Source organism: Streptomyces sp. NPDC052079 (assembly GCF_040680275.1).
Lineage (GTDB): Bacteria > Actinomycetota > Actinomycetes > Streptomycetales > Streptomycetaceae > Streptomyces.
Genome location: NZ_JBFAWL010000009.1, coordinates 155710 through 172897 on the forward strand (window position 1 = coordinate 155710; position 17188 = coordinate 172897).

Consider the following 17188-nt stretch of genomic DNA (forward strand, 5'->3'; position numbering starts at 1 on the left):
CGACGGTATGGCGCAGCAGGCGTACATCACGGAGACGGACAACGGAGGCTCGGGTCCCGAGCAGCCGGCTTCCCGGCTTCGGCGCCTGTGGGACCGCCGGCGCGGCGACCGCCGCATCTGGCGCCGGGGACTGTTCCTGGCGGCGGTCGCGGCCCTGCTGTCCCTGGTCATGCTGGCCCACGCGCAGATTCCGAACGCGATCGGCAATCTGGGCAGCCTGGTCGAGACCTTCCTGCCCTGGCTGGGCCTGCTCATCCCGGTGCTGCTCGTCCTCGCGGTGCTCCGCAAGTCGGCGACGGCACTGATCGCCACGATCCTGCCCGCCGCCGTCTGGCTGAACCTCTTCGGCGGGCTGCTCACCGACAAGAACGCCGAGGGCGGAGACCTGACGGTGGCCACCCACAACGTCAACGCCGACAACCCGGACCCGTCCCGCACCGCCCACGACGTGGCCTCCTCGGGCGCGGACGTCCTGGCCCTGGAAGAGCTGAAGGCGTCGAAGGTCCCGGCCTACGAGTCGGCGCTGGCGGCGACGTACAAGCACCACGCGGTGGTCGGAACCGTGGGTTTGTGGAGCAAGTACCCGCTGAGCGACGTGAGGGCCGTGGACATCCGGCTCGGCTGGCAGCGGGCGATGCGCGCCACGGTGACGGCCCCCAGCGGCCGGGTCGCCGTCTACGTCGCCCACCTGCCCTCGGTCCGGGTGAAGATGGAGGCCGGCTTCACGGCCCGCCAGCGCGACAAGAGCGCCGACGCCCTGGGTGAGGCCATCGCCGCGGAACGGCTGCCGAACGTCGTCCTGCTCGGCGACCTGAACGGCACGATGAACGACCGCGCCCTGAACGCCGTCACCTCGCAGATGCGCTCCACCCAGGGCGCCGTGGGCAGTGGCTTCGGCTTCAGCTGGCCGGCGTCGTTCCCGATGGCGCGGATCGACCAGATCCTGGTCAAGGGCGCCGAACCGGAAGCGTCCTGGACCCTCCCGGCCACGGCGAGCGACCACCTCCCGATCGCCGCACGAGTGAAGGTCACCACACCGGGCGACTGAAACCCCGGGTCAGCCCCTCCCCGCGCGACTCAACCCGGCGCTTGCATCAACCGGCAGCCCCCGTCGCCGCTTGCTCTGGCGGGTCGAACGCGTGCTACGGCATTGGTACCGCCGGGGGCATGCAGCGGACTGCCCGCGCCCAGAACCTGGATAAAACGGGCAAACGCCCCGAACGCTCGAGCCGCCGTGCGGGCGGAGGCACCATGGCACATCCCGGCACCCCACAACCGCAGACCGTCATCCCCCGGGGGCCGCATGCCGCGCCACCGGTACTCCCGGAAGCCCACGTCCCCGGCGCCGATCCGCTCGTGCTCAGCGGCACGGTGGGGCCCGCGCGGGCCGACAAGCTGGATACCGCCTTCCGCAAGGCAAGGGAAGCGCTCGCCGGCCGCCGGATCATCGACGTGAACTCGACGATGAACGGTGGCGGTGTGGCCGAGATGCTGCACCGGCTGCAGCGATACTCCCGTGGTGCGGGGCTCGACGCCCGTTGGTTCACCATGCGGGGAGATCCCGCCTTCTTCGCCCTGACCAAGCAGTTGCACCACTTCCTGCACGGGGTCAACGCCTCCGGCCCACCACTCGACCGGGCCGGAACCGAGCATTACGCGGCAGTCTGCGAGGTCAATGCACGCGCCCTGCTGCGCGCGATACGGCCGGGAGACGTGGTCACCCTCCACGATCCACAGGCCGCCGGCCTCGTCGCCCACCTGCGGCTGGCCGGGGCGCGGGTGGTCTGGCGGTGCCATATCGGCACGGACCACCCCAATCCGTACACCGACCGGGCATGGGCGTTTCTGCAGCCCTGGCTGGACATGGCGGATGCCTTCGTGTTCTCCCGGGAGCAGTACGTTCCCGGCTGGCTCGCCGGGCGGGGGGTCGCCGTGATCCGGCCGTCGATCGACCCCCTGTCGGCCAAGAACCGGCCCCTGGCCCCCTCGGCCGCTGCGGCCATCCTGCGCCGGGTCGGTCTGCGCGCGCCTGCGGACGGGCACGACGGGCCGGCGATCTACCGTCGAGGCGACGGCTCGGTGGGCCGCGTACGGCGGAATCCGACCTCCCTGTACAGCGCCTCGCCGCCACCCGCTGACGCGCCGCTCATCGTGCAGGTCTCCCGCTGGGACCCGCTGAAGGACATGGCCAGCGTCCTCACCTCGTTCGCCGAGGCCGACGGCAGCCTGGACGGCGCCCACCTGGCCTTGGTGGGCCCGGATGTCACCGGTGTCACCGACGATCCCGAGGGCGGGCAGGTCTTCGCGGAATGTGTGGCGCTGTGGCAGCGGCTGCCGGACCGGGTGCGCACTCGGGTCCACCTGGCCTGCCTGCCGATGGCCGATTCGGAGGAGAACGCGGTAATCGTCAATGCCCTGCAGTGCTCGGCGGCGGTGGTGACACAGAAGAGCCTGGCGGAGGGATTCGGCCTCACCGTCACGGAGGCCATGTGGAAGGGACGCGCGGTCGTCGCCAGCGCCGTCGGTGGTATCCGTGACCAGATCGAGCACGGAGTCCACGGCATTCTGCTCGACGACCCACGCGACAGCGTGTCCTTCGCCGCGCACACCAGCCGTCTGGTGGGTGATCACGGCCTTGCGGGTGCGCTGGGAGCCGGTGCCCGGCGCCGGGTCCAGGAGAACTTCCTGGACGACCGTCAATTGCTGCAGCAGACGTCGCTCTACCGGAAGGTGGCCCGCCTGTGACCCACGAGGAGACAGCTCATGGATGACGAGCCCTTCATCGACACGGTGTCCGGAGCCGCTGCAGACAGCCCTCACAGCTAGGGAGGCGACATGACGACGACCGACGAGGTCAGCACGATCGTCGAGGAAAGCGAACCGGCCGTACTCAACGCGGCCACCGTCACCCTGGTCGAGGGGCCGACGTTCTGCGTGTCGAGTGCCTCCGGTGACATGGAATCCGAGGTCCCGCAGGGACTGTTCTTCCGGGACATGCGGGTCATCTCCGACTGGCGGGTACGGGTGGACGGCGTCCGCCCCCACCATTTGACCGTCATGTCCCCCGACCCGTACCGCACGACGTTCCTGGCCCGCGTGCCACCCCACGGCTCGCAGAGTGAAGTGCTGGTGGAGCGCACACGCTATGTGGGTGAGGGGATGCGCGAGGACCTCAAGGTGCGCAACTTGAGCCCACGACCGATGACCGTGGCGGTCTCCCTGGACATCGGCGCCGACTTCGCCGACGTCTTCGCCGTCAAGGAGAACCGAATGCGCCCGCAGGGCGAGGTGACGGCCACGACGGACGGTTCGGTCCTGGAATTCGACCTCCGCTCCGGTTCGGCATGGCGCGGCGTACGGGTGCAGAGCGAGGGCGCCCGTGCCCGCCCGGACGGCCTGGACTTCCGGGCCGACGTGCCGGCCCACGGCCAGTGGCGCACCACGCTGCTGGTGCGACCCAGCGTCGACCAGGAGCATGCCGGCGGTGTCTTTCCGGTGGGCGTGGAGCCGACCGAGTCCGCGCCGGCCCGCCGCCTGCGTGCCTGGCGCGAGAGCACTCCGCGTATTACGAAGATCGAGGACCCGGAACTGCACCGGACGGTGCGGCGCAGCCTGGAGGATCTGGGCGCGCTGCGCATCTTCGATCCGGAACACCCGCAGGACACGGCAGTGGCCGCCGGCGCGCCCTGGTTCATGGCCCTGTTCGGCCGGGACTCACTCCTCTCCTCCTACATGGCCCTGCCGCTGGACCAGAACCTGGCCCTGGGAACCCTGCAGACGCTGGCGCGGGCCCAGGGCCGCAAGGTCGACCCCACCACTGAGGAACAGCCGGGACGCATACTGCACGAGACACGCTTCGGCCTGGACTTCCCGCTGGCCCGCGGCGGCGGCAGTGTGTACTACGGGACGGCCGACGCCACACCGTTGTTCGTCATCGTCCTCGGTGAGCTGAGCCGCTGGGGCATAGCCCCCGAGGCCGTCGAGGGCCTGCTGCCGCACGCCGACCGGGCACTCGAGTGGATCGAGAACTACGGCGACCAAGACGGTGACGGCTTCGTCGAATACCAGCGCATGACCGACAACGGTCTGCTCAACCAGGGCTGGAAGGACTCCTTCGACGGTGTCAACTTCGCCGACGGCACCCTCGCCGAGCCGCCGATCGCCCTGTCCGAGGTGCAGAGCTACGTCTACGCGGCCTATGTCGTCCGGTCGCACTTCGCTCATGAGGCCGGTGACCTCAAGGCCGTCGAGCACTGGTGCAGTAAGGCTGTCGCGCTGAAGGAAGCCTTCAACGAGAAATTCTGGCTGCCCGAGCGGGGCTGGTACGCCATCGGTCTCGACCGCGACAAGCGCCCCATCGACGCGCTGGGCTCGAACATGGGCCATTGCCTGTGGACGGGGATCGCGGACCGCGACAAGGCCGGGCAGGTGGCCGAACGACTGCTGTCCCCGGAGATGTTCACCGGCTGGGGGGTGCGCACCTTGGCCACGACGATGGGTGCGTACAACCCGATGAGCTACCACAACGGCTCGGTCTGGCCGCACGACAACGCGATCCTGGCCACCGGACTGATGCGCTACGGGTTCGTCGACGAGGCCCAGCGGGTGGCCACCGGCATCCTCGACGCCGCCGAAACCTTCGGCGGCCGGCTGCCCGAGCTGTTCTGCGGCTTCGACCGCGGGGAGTACGAGGCGCCGGTGCCGTATCCCACCTCCTGCTCCCCGCAGGCCTGGGCTGCCGCCACTCCGGTCCAGTTGCTGCGAGCGCTGCTGCGCATCGATCCGTGGATGTCGCACAGCCAGGTATGGGTGGAGCCAGCGTGGCCCGCCCGCTACGGACGCCTGTCCATCAACAACATCCCGCTGGCCGGTCGGCGCGTGGATCTGGAGGTCGACGGGGCGTCAACCAGCATCCACGGGCTGCCCAACGACGTCGAGATCGTGCGCCAGTCTCGCCGTCCGCCCGCTCCCGCACCCCACCACCAGCAGGGCCCGGACATGTCATCGGGCCCTGGATCACCCCAAGGGCGGACCCCATGAGGCCGAAGTCACCACTCAACATCACCATGATCTCCACACCCTGGTTCGCGCTGCCGCCCGAGGGCTACGGAGGGATCGAGGCGATGTGTGCCGAGCTGGTCGACGGCCTGGTGGAACTGGGGCATCGGGTGACCGTCATCGGAGTGGGCCGCAACGGGACCAAGGGCCGCTTCATCGCCACTGACGACAATCCCGCGGGTTCGCGGAGGCTGGGGAACTCCCGCCCGGAGGTCCTGCATACCGCGCGTACGGCGCGCGTGCTGCGTTCCCTCGATTCCGATGTGATCCACGACCACAGCATGGCGGGTCCGCTCCAAGCCGGGCAGCGCCAGGCGCCGACCGTGGTCACCGCGCACGGCCCCGTGACCGGGGAGATGGGCCTCTACTACCGGGCACTCAGTGACACCGTGCACATGGTGGCGCTCTCACGCGCGCAGCAGGCAGAGGCTCCGGACATCCATTGGTCCGGACAGGTCCACAATGCGCTGCGCAGCGCCCACTACCCCTACCGCGACCGCAAGGGCGGCAACGCACTCTTCCTCGGCCGGATCGCCGCGGACAAGGGTGTCCATCTGGCCATCGACGCGGCCCGGGAGGCAGAGCTGCCCCTGACCGTCGCCGGCAACTGCAACGACCCCTCCGAGCAGCCCTACATCGAGGCGGAAATCCGGCCCCGGATGGGCGACGACGTGCACTTGGTCGGGGAGGTCGATTGGCACACCAAGCTGGACCTCCTGGCGAGCGCCCGCTGCCTGCTGTTCCCGATCCAGTGGGAGGAACCGTTCGGAATGGTGATGATCGAGGCGATGGCCTGCGGCACGCCGGTCGTCGCACTCCGCCGTGGATCGGTGCCCGAGATCGTCGAGGAAGGCGTCACCGGCTACATCTGTGATCACCCCGCCGAACTGGCCAAGGCGATCGGCTCGGTGGACCGGCTGGACCCCGTGGCCTGCCGAGGACGAGTCCGCCGTCACTTCGACACCGACCAGATGGCAGCCGCCTACGCGGCCCTCTACCAGCAACTTTCCCGACACCACCCCCACAATGAACCGGCCGCCCGCATGGCGCCGGCTTAAGCGGAGCCACCGACCGCGGGAGGCGACGGCGCGGGGGCACCCGCACAGCGAACCGGCGCGCCGGCGCAAAGGCGGATCGCGGTGGCCGTGGGTATGCCGACGTCGGCGGGGAGGGGTCGGGGCGGGGCACCCGCGCAGAGCGAGCCGGCTGCCCGCGTGGCGCGGGCTTAACGGCGGATCGCGGTGGCCGGGGGTGTGCCGCCGACGGCGGGGAGGGGTCGGGGCGGGGGTGCCCGCGCAGAGCGAACCGGCCGTCCCGCGTGGCGCCGGCTTAACGGCGGATCGCGGTGGCCGGGGGTGTGCCGCCGACGGCGGGCAGGGGACGGGGCGGGTGCGCCTGCGCAGCGAACCGGCCGCCCGCATGGCGCCGGCTTAACAGCGGATCGCGGTGTGGCCGCCGACGGCGGGGAGGGGTCGGGGCGGGGGTGCCCGCCCGCAGCGACTGGCGCGTCCGCCCCCTCGCCTCCACCAACAAGCACAGTCGCGCCAGTCCGAGGACGGACACCCCCGACCCGGCCCCGCACCACCCACCCCCGTAGGCGCTACCCAAACCCCCACCGGAGGGACAGAGGCGCCGCAGGCATACAACGCGCACCCCCACCCACCCGCAGCGGCAGGCGTCAGCCCTCGCGCCAGCCGTTGGTGATCGGCAGACGGCGGTCCTTCCCGAAGCCCTTCGGGGAGATCTTCGTCCCCGGCGGATACTGCCGCCGCTTGTACTCCGCCCGGTCCACCATCCGCAGCGTCTTCGCCACCAGCTCCGCATCGAACCCGGCCGCGACGATCTCGTCAGCCCCCCGGTCCCGGTCCACATACAGCGCCAGGATCGCGTCCAGCACCGGATAGTCCGGCAGCGAGTCCGTGTCCACCTGCCCCGGCCGCAACTCCGCACTCGGCGGCTTGGAGATCGAGTTCTCCGGAATCGGCGGCGTCTGCCCCCGCTCCACCGCCGCCCGGTTGCGCCACTCCGCCAGCCGGAACACCAACGTCTTGTACACGTCCTTGATCGGCCCGTACGCCCCCACCGAGTCCCCGTACAGCGTCGAGTACCCCACCGCCAGCTCCGACTTGTTCCCCGGCGCCAGCACGATGTGCCCCTCCTGGTTGGAGATCGCCATCAGCAGCGTCCCCCGCAGCCGCGACTGCAGATTTTCCTCCGCCAGCCCCGTCAGCTCCAGCGCCCCCATATACGCGTCGAACATCGGCTCGATCGTCACGGTCCGATAGTTCAGCCCGGTCCGCCGCGCCAGCTCCGCCGCGTCGTCCTTCGAGTGCTCCGACGAGTACTTCGACGGCATAGAAACGCCGTACACGTTCTCCGCCCCCACCGCATCGCAAGCGATCGCGGCGACCAACGCAGAGTCGATCCCCCCGGACAACCCGATCAGCACCGACCGGAACCCGTTCTTCTGAACATACGCCCGCAGCCCCACAACGAGCGCGGAGTACACCTCCTCGTCATCACCGAGCCGCTCGGCATACCCCCCGGCCGCCGCCGACTCGACGTCGTACGCCGGCACAGCCTCCTCCGACAGCACGACCCGCTCGATCCGCAACCCGTCGTCCACAACGCCCACCGGCGCATCAGCCACGGCAGCCGGCAGATCCAGGTCGACCACGACACACGCCTCGGCGAACTGCGGCGCCCGCGCCACCACCTGACCGTCACGGTCCACCACGATCGAGTCCCCGTCGAAGACGAGCTCGTCCTGCCCGCCCATCATCGCGAGGTACGCGGTCGTGCACCCGGCCTCCTGCGCCCGCTTGCGCACGAGCTCAAGCCGGGTGTCGTCCTTCTCCCGCTCGTACGGCGAGGCGTTGATCGACAGCAGCAGCCCGGCCCGCGCCGACCGCGCCGCGGGGATCCGCCCCCCGTCCTGCCAGAGGTCCTCACAGATGGCGAGCGCGACATCCACACCCCGGACCCGTACCACCGGCATGGTGTCGCCGGGCACGAAGTACCGGAACTCGTCGAAGACGCCGTAGTTCGGCAGGTGGTGCTTGGCGAAGCTGAGCACCACCTCACCCCCGTACAGCACCGCGCCGGCGTTCTGCGGCGCACCGGCCGGCTGCCCGTACTTCGGCTGGGCGGCGGCGCTGCGGTCGAGATACCCGACGATCACCGGAAGCTCGCCGAACCCCTCCTCCGCGAGCCGCGTCGCCAGCGAGCGCAGAGCGGCCCGCGAGGCTTCCACGAACGACGACCTGAGGGCGAGATCCTCGACGGGATACCCGGTGAGCGCCATCTCCGGGAACGCGACGAGGTGCGCGCCCCGTTCGGCGGAGTGCCGGGTCCAGCGGACAATCGTTTCGGCGTTGCCGGCGAGATCACCGACGGTCGAGTCGATCTGATTAAGGGCGAGACGTAGTTGAGGCACGAGCCCCAGTGTAATCGTCAAAGCGACGCGATATAGCGCGCTCTCTACGCACCCCCAGCCCCCCGCTCCTCCAGCATCCGGGCCATCAACGCGATCTCCGACTCCTGCGCCTCCACCATCCCCCGCGCAAGCCGCTTCTCGACCCCCACCTCACACGCGCTGACACACCCCTGAGCCATGTGGACCCCACCCTTGTGATGGTCCGTCATGAGCCGCAGATACAAGACCTCGGCCGCCTCACCCCTCAACGCCCCCAGCCGCTCCATCTCGGCGTTGGTCGCCATCCCCGGCATCAACGCCCCGTCCTTGCCGGAGGCCGTGTCACCCATCCCCATCCAGGTCATGGGCGGGTCCAGGGACACCTTGGGAAGCTCCCACAGGTCGAGCCAGCCGAGCAGCATGCCCCGCTGATTGGCCTGCGTCTGGGCGATGTCGTAGGCGAGCCGGCGGACCGCCTCGTCGTCCGTCCGGTCCCGCACGATGTACGACATCTCGACGGCCTGCTGATGGTGGACGGCCATGTCCCGGGCGAACCCGGCATCCGCGGAGTCGGCAGCGGGAACCGTGCCGGACGACCCCTCGTCCCCGGCCACCGCGAAGGTGATCGCACCGGCCGCGACGAGCACGGTGACAGCGGCGCCGGCGATCAGCCCCGGTTTCCTCATTCGGCCAGCCCGTTCGTGCAGGCGGCCCCCGGCTCGGGCGTCTGCCGACCCTGGACGAACTTCTCGAGGAACGCGTTGACATCCGGGTCATCCGCACCAGTCACCGCCCGCTGGTGCCCCCAGGCGGTGAGCATGATCGGGTCCTTCTGCCCGTCCACCGGACTCATCAGCGTGTACGGCGTCTTCTTCACCTTCGCGGCGAGCGCGTCGACGTCGGCCTTGTCGGCATCGGCGTTGTACGTCACCCACACGGCCCCGTGCTCGAGCGAGTGCACGGCGTTGGTGTCGTTGATCTCGTCGGTGTAGACGTCCCCGTTGCAGTTCATCCACACGGGGTTGTGGTCACCGCCGACGGGAGGCGTGACGGGGTAGTCCACGACCTTGGTCACGTGATTGCGCGCCAGTTCGCCTTCCCAGGTCCGCACGCCGTCCTTGGCCGTGACGAACTTGCCCGGGTTCTTGGAACCGTCCGCCGAGCTGCTGCCGCCGTCGTCCGACTGCGACTGGATGAGCACCACACCGCCGACCACGAGTCCGGCGACGACGACCACGCTCGCCCCGATGGTGAGAATCCGGGTGCGGCGCTCGCGGGCCCGTTCCGCACGCCGCATCTCCTCTATGCGTGCCGTGCGTGCCGCGCTGCTCTTGTTGGCGGAGCCCATGGGAGTGTCCTTCGGGGGAGAGGAGTAGGACGAACGGATCAGCTGATCGTAATGGGGAAGTCGGGTCCGTCGTAGAGGGTAGAAACATCCGCACGGACGCACGCGGCTACCGCCTCCCCGAAATTTGAACCCCAGATGCGCATTACCTACCCTGCATGCCATGCGGCTCCTGCGCTCCACCGACCTGGCCTTGCGGGTCCTCATGCGCCTCGCCGTGACCGGCGGCGACTCCAACCCGACGACACGGGACGTCTCGACGGCCATGGACGTGCCGTACACCCACGCCGCGAAGGTCGTCGCCGAACTCCAGCACATGGGCCTGCTCACGGCCCGGCGCGGCAGGGGCGGAGGCCTGGCGCTCACGGAGGAGGGCCGCACCGCCTCGGTGGGTGCCCTCGTCCGGGCTTTCGAGGGCGAGGGAGACGTCGTCGACTGCGAGGGGACGGCCACCTCGGCCCCCTGCCCGCTGAGCTCCGCCTGCCGCCTGCGCGGCGCCCTGCGCCGGGCCCAGGAGGCGTTCTACGCCACGCTGGACCCGATCACGGTGTCGGACATCGTCGCGGACCCCACGGGCCCGCTCCTGCTGGGCATCTCCCCGAAACCCTGACCACCTGCACCCGCAAGACCCGCCCCACCCGTTACGAACACGCACCCGAACAGGCAGGATGGGCCTCAGCGGGGTACACCTGTCGTGAGCGGGGCGTTCAGGCCACGGCCAGTCGTCCGGTCGGGGTCGGCAACCCGTATGAAACGCTGGTGTGGTGGGATGCGCGTGTGCCCGCTCGTCACCTCGCCCGCCTTCCGAGGGGCGAGCGCGGACAGGCGACCTGACCGGCAAGGATGGGGAAGCGGAAGATGGACAAGCAGCAGGAGTTCGTGCTCCGGACGTTGGAGGAGCGCGACATCCGGTTCGTGCGCCTGTGGTTCACCGACGTGCTGGGCTTCCTGAAGTCCGTGGCCGTCGCCCCCGCCGAGCTCGAGCAGGCTTTCGACGAGGGGATCGGCTTCGACGGCTCGGCCATCGAGGGCTTCGCCCGGGTGTACGAGTCCGACATGATCGCCAAGCCCGACCCGTCGACGTTCCAGATCCTCCCGTGGCGCGCCGAGGGCCCCGGCACGGCCCGGATGTTCTGCGACATTCTCATGCCGGACGGCTCCCCGTCCTTCGCGGACCCGCGCTACGTGCTCAAGCGGGCCCTCGCCCGCACCTCCGACCTGGGCTTCACCTTCTACACCCACCCGGAGATCGAGTTCTTCCTGCTGAAGGACAAGCCGCTCGACGGCAGCCGCCCGACCCCCGCGGACAACTCGGGCTACTTCGACCACACCCCGCAGAACGTCGGCATGGACTTCCGCCGCCAGGCGATCACCATGCTGGAGTCGATGGGCATCTCGGTGGAGTTCTCCCACCACGAGGGCGCCCCCGGCCAGCAGGAGATCGACCTGCGGTACGCGGACGCGCTCTCCACGGCGGACAACATCATGACGTTCCGCCTGGTCATGAAGCAGGTGGCGCTGGAACAGGGCGTCCAGGCGACCTTCATGCCCAAGCCCTTCTCCGAGCACCCGGGCTCCGGCATGCACACCCACCTCTCCCTCTTCGAGGGCGACCGGAACGCGTTCTACGAGTCCGGCGCGGAGTACCAGCTCTCCAAGGTCGGCCGCTCCTTCATCGCGGGTCTGCTGCGGCACGCGGCGGAGATCTCGGCGGTCACCAACCAGTGGGTCAACAGCTACAAGCGCATCTGGGGCGGCTCGGAGCGCACCGCGGGCGCCGGCGGCGAGGCCCCGTCGTACATCTGCTGGGGTCACAACAACCGCAGCGCCCTCGTCCGCGTCCCGATGTACAAGCCCGGCAAGACCGGCTCGGCGCGCGTGGAGGTCCGCTCCCTGGACTCCGGGGCCAACCCGTACCTGGCCTACGCCCTGCTCCTGGCGGCCGGCCTGAAGGGCATCGAGGAGAGCTACGAACTCCCGCCGGGCGCCGAGGACGACGTCTGGGCCCTCTCCGACGCGGAACGCCGTGCGCTCGGCATCGAGCCGCTGCCGCAGAACCTGGGCGAGGCCCTGAGCCTGATGCAGCGCAGCGACCTGGCCGCCGAAACCCTCGGCGAACACGTCTTCGACTTCTTCCTGCGCAACAAGAAGCAGGAGTGGGAGGAGTACCGCTCCGAGGTCACGGCGTTCGAACTCCGCAAGAACCTGCCCGTCCTGTAGCCGCGCGGCAGCGGGGCTCCGCTACGCCCCCGCCTGCTCCGTCAGTGCCTTGTGCAGCGGCTCCTCCGCCCGCCGCCGGTACTCCTGGACCGCCCAGCCGTTGCCGTCCGGGTCCGCGAAGTACATGAACGTGGCGCCGTCGGCCTCGGCGTACCGGACCGGTTCGGAGACCAGCAGGCCCCGCTCGACCAGTTCCGCGCGGGCGGCCCCGATGTCGGCGACGCAGAGCTGGAGCCCCTGGTAGGAGCCGGGGGCCGGAGTGGGCCCCGGGACGGACTCCCAGAGGGCGTCGCCGAGGGCGATCGAACAGCCGGAGCCGGGCGGGGTCAGCTGGACGATACGCATGCCCGGCATGACCTCCTGGTCGATGTCGACGTGGAAGCCGACCATGTCCCGGTAGAAGTCCCTGGCCCGGTCGATGTCGCTCACTGGGAGCGGGATCACTTCAAGGGTCATGTCCATGAAAACTCCGGCCTCCTCGTCGGATACGGCGTCAGTCGAACCGCCACCTCGTCTGACTGAACGGCTCTCCCTTACCGAATCCGAAAACGGTCCGCGGCGCCACCGAGAACACCACGGCGCGTCCCCCGCCGTGCTGGAAGTGCCCGTCCCGCACCTCGAAGTGCCAGAAGCTGCCGTACTTCCCCTCCCACGCCGCCGCCAGCTCCCGCAGCCGCGCGTCGTCGCCGACCCGTACCGCCTCGCCCTCCACGACCACGTCGTAGCCCTTGTTCCAGATGTTGGTGCCGGTGGTCAGCACGACATGCGGGTTCTCCGCCAGGTTGCGCGCCTTGCGCTCCTCCGGCCCGGTGCAGAAGTGCAGCGCGCCCGCGGACCAGACGGCCGGGAGCGGTGTGACGTGGGGGCGTCCGTCGGGGCGGACCGTGGAGATCCAGAACAGTTCCGCCTGGGAGATCAGCCGCTCCACATGGGACCAGGGCGGTGCGATTGCTTCCGGATCGCTGTAGCGCGGGTCGAGGCGGGCGTCGGGATCGAGGCGGGTCTCGGGAATGCCGTTCATGGAACCTCCATCGCGGGCGGGCGGTACATGCCTACCTCCTTCGGACCCCGTCCGACGCCGGAACTCATCGCAAGGCACCCCAGCGCCGCGCGCCCTTGCTGCGACTAGGCTCGTGGCCGTACGACCCAGATCCGAGGCACGAGGGAGACCGGGGATGACGTCGGCGCCGGGGCGCAGGAGCAGTATCTTCACGCGGCTGCTGCGGCACGGCTTCACCGATCCGTCCGCCGCCGAGCGGCTGCTGGACAGCGACGAACTGGCGCCCGTGCGCAGCGACCCGGTCCTGCTGGACGCCCTCGGCCAGACCGCCGACCCCGACCTCGCCCTGCTGGGACTCGTACGGCTGCTGGAGGCGCAGGACGGCGCCGCCGCCCGCCAGGAGCTGCTGGACACGCTGATAGCCGCCAAGCCGCTGCGGGACCGGCTGCTCGGGGTGCTCGGCGCCTCCGAGGCACTCGCCGAGCACCTCGCCCGGCACCCGAGCGACTGGCAGGCCCTGGTCACCTATGAGCCGCGCGATCTGCACCCCGGCATCGAGGACTTCGAACGCGGTCTCGCCGCCGCCGACGACCCGGTGTCCCTCCGCGTCGCCTACCGGCGCTGTCTGCTGTCCATCGCCGCCCGTGACGTCTGCGGCACCATCGAGGTCGCCGAGACCGCCGCCGAGCTCGCCGACCTCGCCACCGCCACCCTGCGCGCCGCCCTCGCCCTCGCCGAGGCCGCCGCGCCCGAGGACGCCGCGCTGTGCCGGCTGGCGGTGATCGCGATGGGCAAGTGCGGGGGCCACGAGCTGAACTACGTCTCCGACGTGGACGTCATCTTCGTCGGCGAGGCCATGGACGGGGCCGACGAGGACAAGGCGCTGCGCGCCGCGACACGGCTCGCCTCGCACATGATGCGGATCTGCTCCGAGACCACTGTCGAGGGCTCCATCTGGCCCGTCGACGCCAATCTTCGCCCCGAGGGCCGCAACGGGCCGCTCGTGCGCACCCTCGCCTCCCACCTCGCCTACTACCAGCGCTGGGCGAAGACCTGGGAGTTCCAGGCGCTGCTGAAGGCCCGCCCGGTCGCCGGTGACCTCCGGCTGGGCGAGGAGTACGTCCGCGCGCTGCAGCCGCTGGTGTGGCAGGCCGCCGAGCGGGAGAACTTCGTCGCCGACGTGCAGAAGATGCGCCGCCGGGTGGTGGAGAACATCCCCGCCGCCGAGATCGACCGCCAGCTCAAACTCGGCCCCGGCGGCCTGCGGGACGTGGAGTTCGCCGTACAGCTGCTCCAGCTGGTGCACGGCCGCGCCGACGCCTCGCTGCGCAGCGGCACCACCCTCGACGCGCTGAAGGCCCTCGCCGCCGGCGGCTACGTCGGCCGCGCGGACGCCGCCCAGCTCGACGACGCCTACCGCTTCCTGCGCTCCATGGAGCACCGCATCCAGCTCTACCGGCTGCGCCGCACCCACCTCGTCCCCCGGGACGAGGCCGACCTGCGGCGCCTGGCCCGCTCCCTCGACCTGCGCACCGACCCGGTCGCCACCCTGACCCGCGAGTGGAAGCGACACGCCTCCGTCGTACGGCGGCTGCACGAGAAGCTGTTCTACCGGCCGCTGCTGGACGCCGTCGCGGCGCTCGGCCCCGGTGAGGCCCGGCTCAGCCCGGAAGCGGCCCGGGAGCGCATGGTGGCCCTCGGCTACGCCGACCCGGCCTCCGCGCTGCGCCACCTGGAGGCGCTGGCGTCCGGCGTCACCCGCAAGGCCGCCATCCAGCGCACGCTGCTGCCCGTGCTGCTGGGCTGGTTCGCGGACTCAGCCGACCCGGACGCTGGCCTGCTCAACTTCCGCAAGGTCTCCGACGCGCTCGGCAAGACGCCCTGGTACCTGCGGCTGCTGCGCGACGAGGGCGCGGCCGCCGAGAACCTGGCCCGCGTGCTGTCCGCCGGGCGGCTCGCCCCCGACCTGCTGATGCGCGCCCCCGAGGCGGTGGCCCTGCTCGGCGACGGCGACGGCGGGGGACTGACCCCTCGCTCACGCGCCCACCTGGAGCAGGAGATCCTCGCCGCCGTCCGCCGCGCCGACAACGCCGTCCAGGGCGTCACGGCCGCCCGTGGCGTGCGCCGCCGGGAGCTGTTCCGTACGGCCGCCGCCGACATCGTCGGCTCCTACGGCACCGAGTCCCAGCCCGCCGAGGCCGACCAGGGCGCCCTGGTGGACCTGGTGGGCGGCGCGGTGTCCGACCTGACGGCCGCCACCCTCGCCGGCACGCTCCGCGCGGTGGTCCGCGAGGGCTGGGGGGATACGCTCCCCACCCGCTTCGCGATCATCGGCATGGGCCGCTTCGGCGGGCACGAGCTGGGCTACGGCTCCGACGCGGACGTGCTGTTCGTGCACGAGCCGCGCGAGGGCGTGGACGAACGGGAGGCGGCCGACGCGGCGGGCAAGGTCGTCGCCGAGATGCGCCGGCTGCTCCAGCTCCCCAGCGCCGACCCGCCGCTGCTGATCGACGCCGACCTGCGCCCGGAGGGCAAGTCCGGGCCGCTGGTACGCACCCTCGCGTCGTACGAGGCGTACTACCGCCGCTGGTCGCTGGTGTGGGAGCGGCACGCGCTGCTGCGCGCCGAACCTGTCGCCGGGGACGAGGACCTCGGCCGCCGCTTCATCGAGCTGATCGACCCGCTGCGCTATCCGGCCGACGGGCTCGACGAGGAGGCCGTCCGCGAGATCCGGCGGCTGAAGGCCCGTATGGAGTCCGAGCGGCTGCCGCGCGGCGCCGATCCCAAACTGCACGCCAAGCTCGGCCCGGGCGGGCTGTCCGACGTGGAGTGGACCGTGCAGCTGCTCCAGCTGCGGCACGGCGCGCGGGAGCCGGCGCTGCGCACGACCCGTACGCGCGAGGCGCTGGCCGCCGCCCGCACGGCCGGGCTGATCCCCGAGGAGGACGCCGCCGTCCTCGACGAGGCGTGGGTCCTGGCCACCCGCGTGCGCAACGCGGTGATGCTGGTCAAGGGCCGCGCCGGGGACACCTTCCCCACCCAGCCGCGCGAACTGGGCGCCGTCGGCCGCTACCTGGGCTACGGCCCCGGCCACGCGGGCGACATGCTCGACGCGTACCGGCGCTCGGCACGGCGGGCCCGGGGCGTGGTGGAGAAGCTGTTCTACGGAGGGGCGTGACGGCGGTCCCGGACGTGAGGGCGGCCCCGAACGCGACGGGCCGCCCCGCGGAGTAACGGACGGCTCCGCCTCACCCCTGCTTCGGCACCGGAATCCGCTCCGGCTCCCGTTTCCCCTGTCCCGTCCGCTTCTCGCGTTCGGGCACCAGCCTCGGCAGGGCGTACGGCTGCCGGCCGTACCAGACCAGTGCGACGCCGTAGCCGACGGCCAGGCAGATGACGCCGCCCACCGCGTCCAGCCAGAAGTGGTTGGCGGTGGCGACGATGACCACCAGCGTGGCCGCCGGGTACACCAGCCCCAGCACCCGCGCCCACGGAACCGTGGCCAGCGCGAAGATGGTCAGACCGCACCACACCGACCAGCCGATGTGCATCGACGGCATCGCGGCGTACTGGTTGGACATGTTCTTCAGATCGCCCGACGCCATCGACCCCCAGGTCTGATGGACCAGCACGGTGTCGATGAAGTCCTGGCCGTTCATCAGCCGGGGCGGGGCGAGCGGATACAGGTAGTAGCCGACCAGGGCGATGCCCGTGGTGGTGAACAGGACCAGCCGGGCCGCCGCGTAGCGGCCCGGATGACCACGGTAGAGCCACACCAGGACACCCAGAGTGACCACGAAGTGCAGGGTGGCGTAGTAGTAGTTCATGCCGACGACGAGCCAAGTCACCGAGTTCACGGCATGGTTGACGGACTCCTCGAACGCCGTGCCGAGTTGCTGCTCCAGGCGCCAGATCCAGTCGGCGTTGCCGAGCGCCTCGGCGCGCTGTTCCGGCACGGCGTTGCGGATGAGTGAGTACGTCCAGTAACTCACCGCGATCAGCAGGATCTCGAACCACAATCGGGGGCGGCGGGGGGCACGCCGACGGCGCACGAGCCCCTGCCCCGTCGTCTCTTCCGCGACGGGCTGCGCTGTGGCCTCTTCCCGGCCTTCCAGCGTTGTCACGGTCGTGTCACCCATGGGCACAGAGT

General features: G+C 70.8%; 13 protein-coding genes. 7 read left to right on the top strand and 6 right to left on the bottom strand.

Translation table 11 applies throughout. From position 1 onward, the window contains the following. Nucleotides 1-7: 7 nt before the first annotated feature. The 4 genes from AB0L56_RS16960 to AB0L56_RS16975 all read left to right on the top strand — a co-directional run bounded on the left by AB0L56_RS16960 (nt 8) and on the right by AB0L56_RS16975 (nt 6116). Nucleotides 8-1048 (top strand): endonuclease/exonuclease/phosphatase family protein, encoded by a 1041-nt coding sequence (locus AB0L56_RS16960; RefSeq protein ID WP_365424095.1) that lies wholly within the window; start codon nt 8-10, stop codon nt 1046-1048. Between the two features lie 203 nt (nt 1049-1251). Then, the gene (locus AB0L56_RS16965) at nt 1252-2745 is read left to right on the top strand and encodes a glycosyltransferase (RefSeq protein ID WP_365424098.1); all 1494 of its coding nucleotides are present in this window, start codon (nt 1252-1254) and stop codon (nt 2743-2745) included. Between the two features lie 90 nt (nt 2746-2835). Continuing rightward, nucleotides 2836-5040, top strand: a complete 2205-nt coding sequence (locus tag AB0L56_RS16970; RefSeq protein ID WP_365424101.1) for a glycogen debranching N-terminal domain-containing protein — start codon at nt 2836-2838, stop codon at nt 5038-5040. A 26-nt stretch (nt 5041-5066) separates the two neighbouring features. Further along, nucleotides 5067-6116 carry a glycosyltransferase family 4 protein gene (locus tag AB0L56_RS16975; protein WP_365424104.1) on the top strand — a complete coding sequence of 350 codons (1050 nt, stop codon included), beginning with the start codon at nt 5067-5069 and terminating at the stop codon, nt 6114-6116. 620 nt (nt 6117-6736) lie between these two features. Here the strand turns inward: AB0L56_RS16975 and AB0L56_RS16980 are convergent. The 3 genes from AB0L56_RS16980 to AB0L56_RS16990 are packed head-to-tail and all read right to left on the bottom strand — an operon-like array spanning nt 6737 to nt 9821. Next, nucleotides 6737-8494 carry an NAD+ synthase gene (locus AB0L56_RS16980; RefSeq protein WP_365424107.1) on the bottom strand — a complete coding sequence of 586 codons (1758 nt, stop codon included), beginning with the start codon at nt 8492-8494 and terminating at the stop codon, nt 6737-6739. A 44-nt stretch (nt 8495-8538) separates the two neighbouring features. Then, complete coding sequence (locus tag AB0L56_RS16985) at nt 8539-9159, bottom strand: DUF305 domain-containing protein (protein WP_361035963.1); 621 nt, start codon at nt 9157-9159, stop codon at nt 8539-8541. After that, the gene (locus AB0L56_RS16990) at nt 9156-9821 is read right to left on the bottom strand and encodes a DUF3105 domain-containing protein (protein ID WP_365424110.1); all 666 of its coding nucleotides are present in this window, start codon (nt 9819-9821) and stop codon (nt 9156-9158) included. The genes AB0L56_RS16985 and AB0L56_RS16990 overlap by 4 nt, the downstream gene beginning before the upstream one ends. Nucleotides 9822-9981: 160 nt before the next feature. Here AB0L56_RS16990 and AB0L56_RS16995 point away from each other — a divergent pair, with 160 nt between their 5' ends. Both AB0L56_RS16995 and glnA read left to right on the top strand, forming a co-directional pair. Next, nucleotides 9982-10428, top strand: a complete 447-nt coding sequence (locus AB0L56_RS16995) for an Rrf2 family transcriptional regulator (RefSeq protein WP_365424113.1) — start codon at nt 9982-9984, stop codon at nt 10426-10428. A gap of 248 nt (nt 10429-10676) precedes the next feature. Further along, the gene (gene glnA / locus AB0L56_RS17000) at nt 10677-12038 is read left to right on the top strand and encodes a type I glutamate--ammonia ligase (RefSeq protein ID WP_361035954.1); all 1362 of its coding nucleotides are present in this window, start codon (nt 10677-10679) and stop codon (nt 12036-12038) included. Nucleotides 12039-12059: 21 nt separating this feature from the next. Here glnA and AB0L56_RS17005 read toward each other — a convergent pair whose 3' ends face one another. Together AB0L56_RS17005 and AB0L56_RS17010 are read right to left on the bottom strand one after the other, a co-directional pair. Then, nucleotides 12060-12500, bottom strand: a complete 441-nt coding sequence (locus AB0L56_RS17005) for a VOC family protein (RefSeq protein WP_365424116.1) — start codon at nt 12498-12500, stop codon at nt 12060-12062. A 31-nt stretch (nt 12501-12531) separates the two neighbouring features. Further along, nucleotides 12532-13059 (bottom strand): pyridoxamine 5'-phosphate oxidase family protein, encoded by a 528-nt coding sequence (locus AB0L56_RS17010; RefSeq protein WP_361035948.1) that lies wholly within the window; start codon nt 13057-13059, stop codon nt 12532-12534. Nucleotides 13060-13213: 154 nt separating this feature from the next. Between AB0L56_RS17010 and AB0L56_RS17015 the strand changes: the two genes are divergently transcribed. Beyond that, the gene (locus AB0L56_RS17015; protein WP_365424119.1) at nt 13214-16216 is read left to right on the top strand and encodes a bifunctional [glutamine synthetase] adenylyltransferase/[glutamine synthetase]-adenylyl-L-tyrosine phosphorylase; all 3003 of its coding nucleotides are present in this window, start codon (nt 13214-13216) and stop codon (nt 16214-16216) included. Nucleotides 16217-16286: 70 nt separating this feature from the next. On the opposite strand, the gene AB0L56_RS17020 is transcribed toward AB0L56_RS17015, so the two are convergent. Beyond that, entirely contained in the window at nt 16287-17177 is an 891-nt protein-coding gene (locus AB0L56_RS17020; RefSeq protein ID WP_365424122.1) for a phosphatase PAP2 family protein, read from the bottom strand. Nucleotides 17178-17188 lie beyond the last annotated feature (11 nt).

Excerpts from the sequence above, each read along its gene's own strand:
- AB0L56_RS16960 (WP_365424095.1), top strand. The coding sequence starts at position 8 with ATGGCGCAGCAGGCGTACATCACGGAGACGGACAACGGAGGCTCGGGT.
- AB0L56_RS16965 (WP_365424098.1), top strand. The coding sequence starts at position 1,252 with ATGGCACATCCCGGCACCCCACAACCGCAGACCGTCATCCCCCGGGGG.
- AB0L56_RS16970 (WP_365424101.1), top strand. The coding sequence starts at position 2,836 with ATGACGACGACCGACGAGGTCAGCACGATCGTCGAGGAAAGCGAACCG.
- AB0L56_RS16975 (WP_365424104.1), top strand. The coding sequence starts at position 5,067 with ATGATCTCCACACCCTGGTTCGCGCTGCCGCCCGAGGGCTACGGAGGG.
- AB0L56_RS16985 (WP_361035963.1), bottom strand. The coding sequence starts at position 9,159 with ATGAGGAAACCGGGGCTGATCGCCGGCGCCGCTGTCACCGTGCTCGTC.
- AB0L56_RS16990 (WP_365424110.1), bottom strand. The coding sequence starts at position 9,821 with ATGGGCTCCGCCAACAAGAGCAGCGCGGCACGCACGGCACGCATAGAG.
- AB0L56_RS16995 (WP_365424113.1), top strand. The coding sequence starts at position 9,982 with ATGCGGCTCCTGCGCTCCACCGACCTGGCCTTGCGGGTCCTCATGCGC.
- glnA (WP_361035954.1), top strand. The coding sequence starts at position 10,677 with ATGGACAAGCAGCAGGAGTTCGTGCTCCGGACGTTGGAGGAGCGCGAC.
- AB0L56_RS17005 (WP_365424116.1), bottom strand. The coding sequence starts at position 12,500 with ATGGACATGACCCTTGAAGTGATCCCGCTCCCAGTGAGCGACATCGAC.
- AB0L56_RS17010 (WP_361035948.1), bottom strand. The coding sequence starts at position 13,059 with ATGAACGGCATTCCCGAGACCCGCCTCGATCCCGACGCCCGCCTCGAC.
- AB0L56_RS17015 (WP_365424119.1), top strand. The coding sequence starts at position 13,214 with ATGACGTCGGCGCCGGGGCGCAGGAGCAGTATCTTCACGCGGCTGCTG.
- AB0L56_RS17020 (WP_365424122.1), bottom strand. The coding sequence starts at position 17,177 with ATGGGTGACACGACCGTGACAACGCTGGAAGGCCGGGAAGAGGCCACA.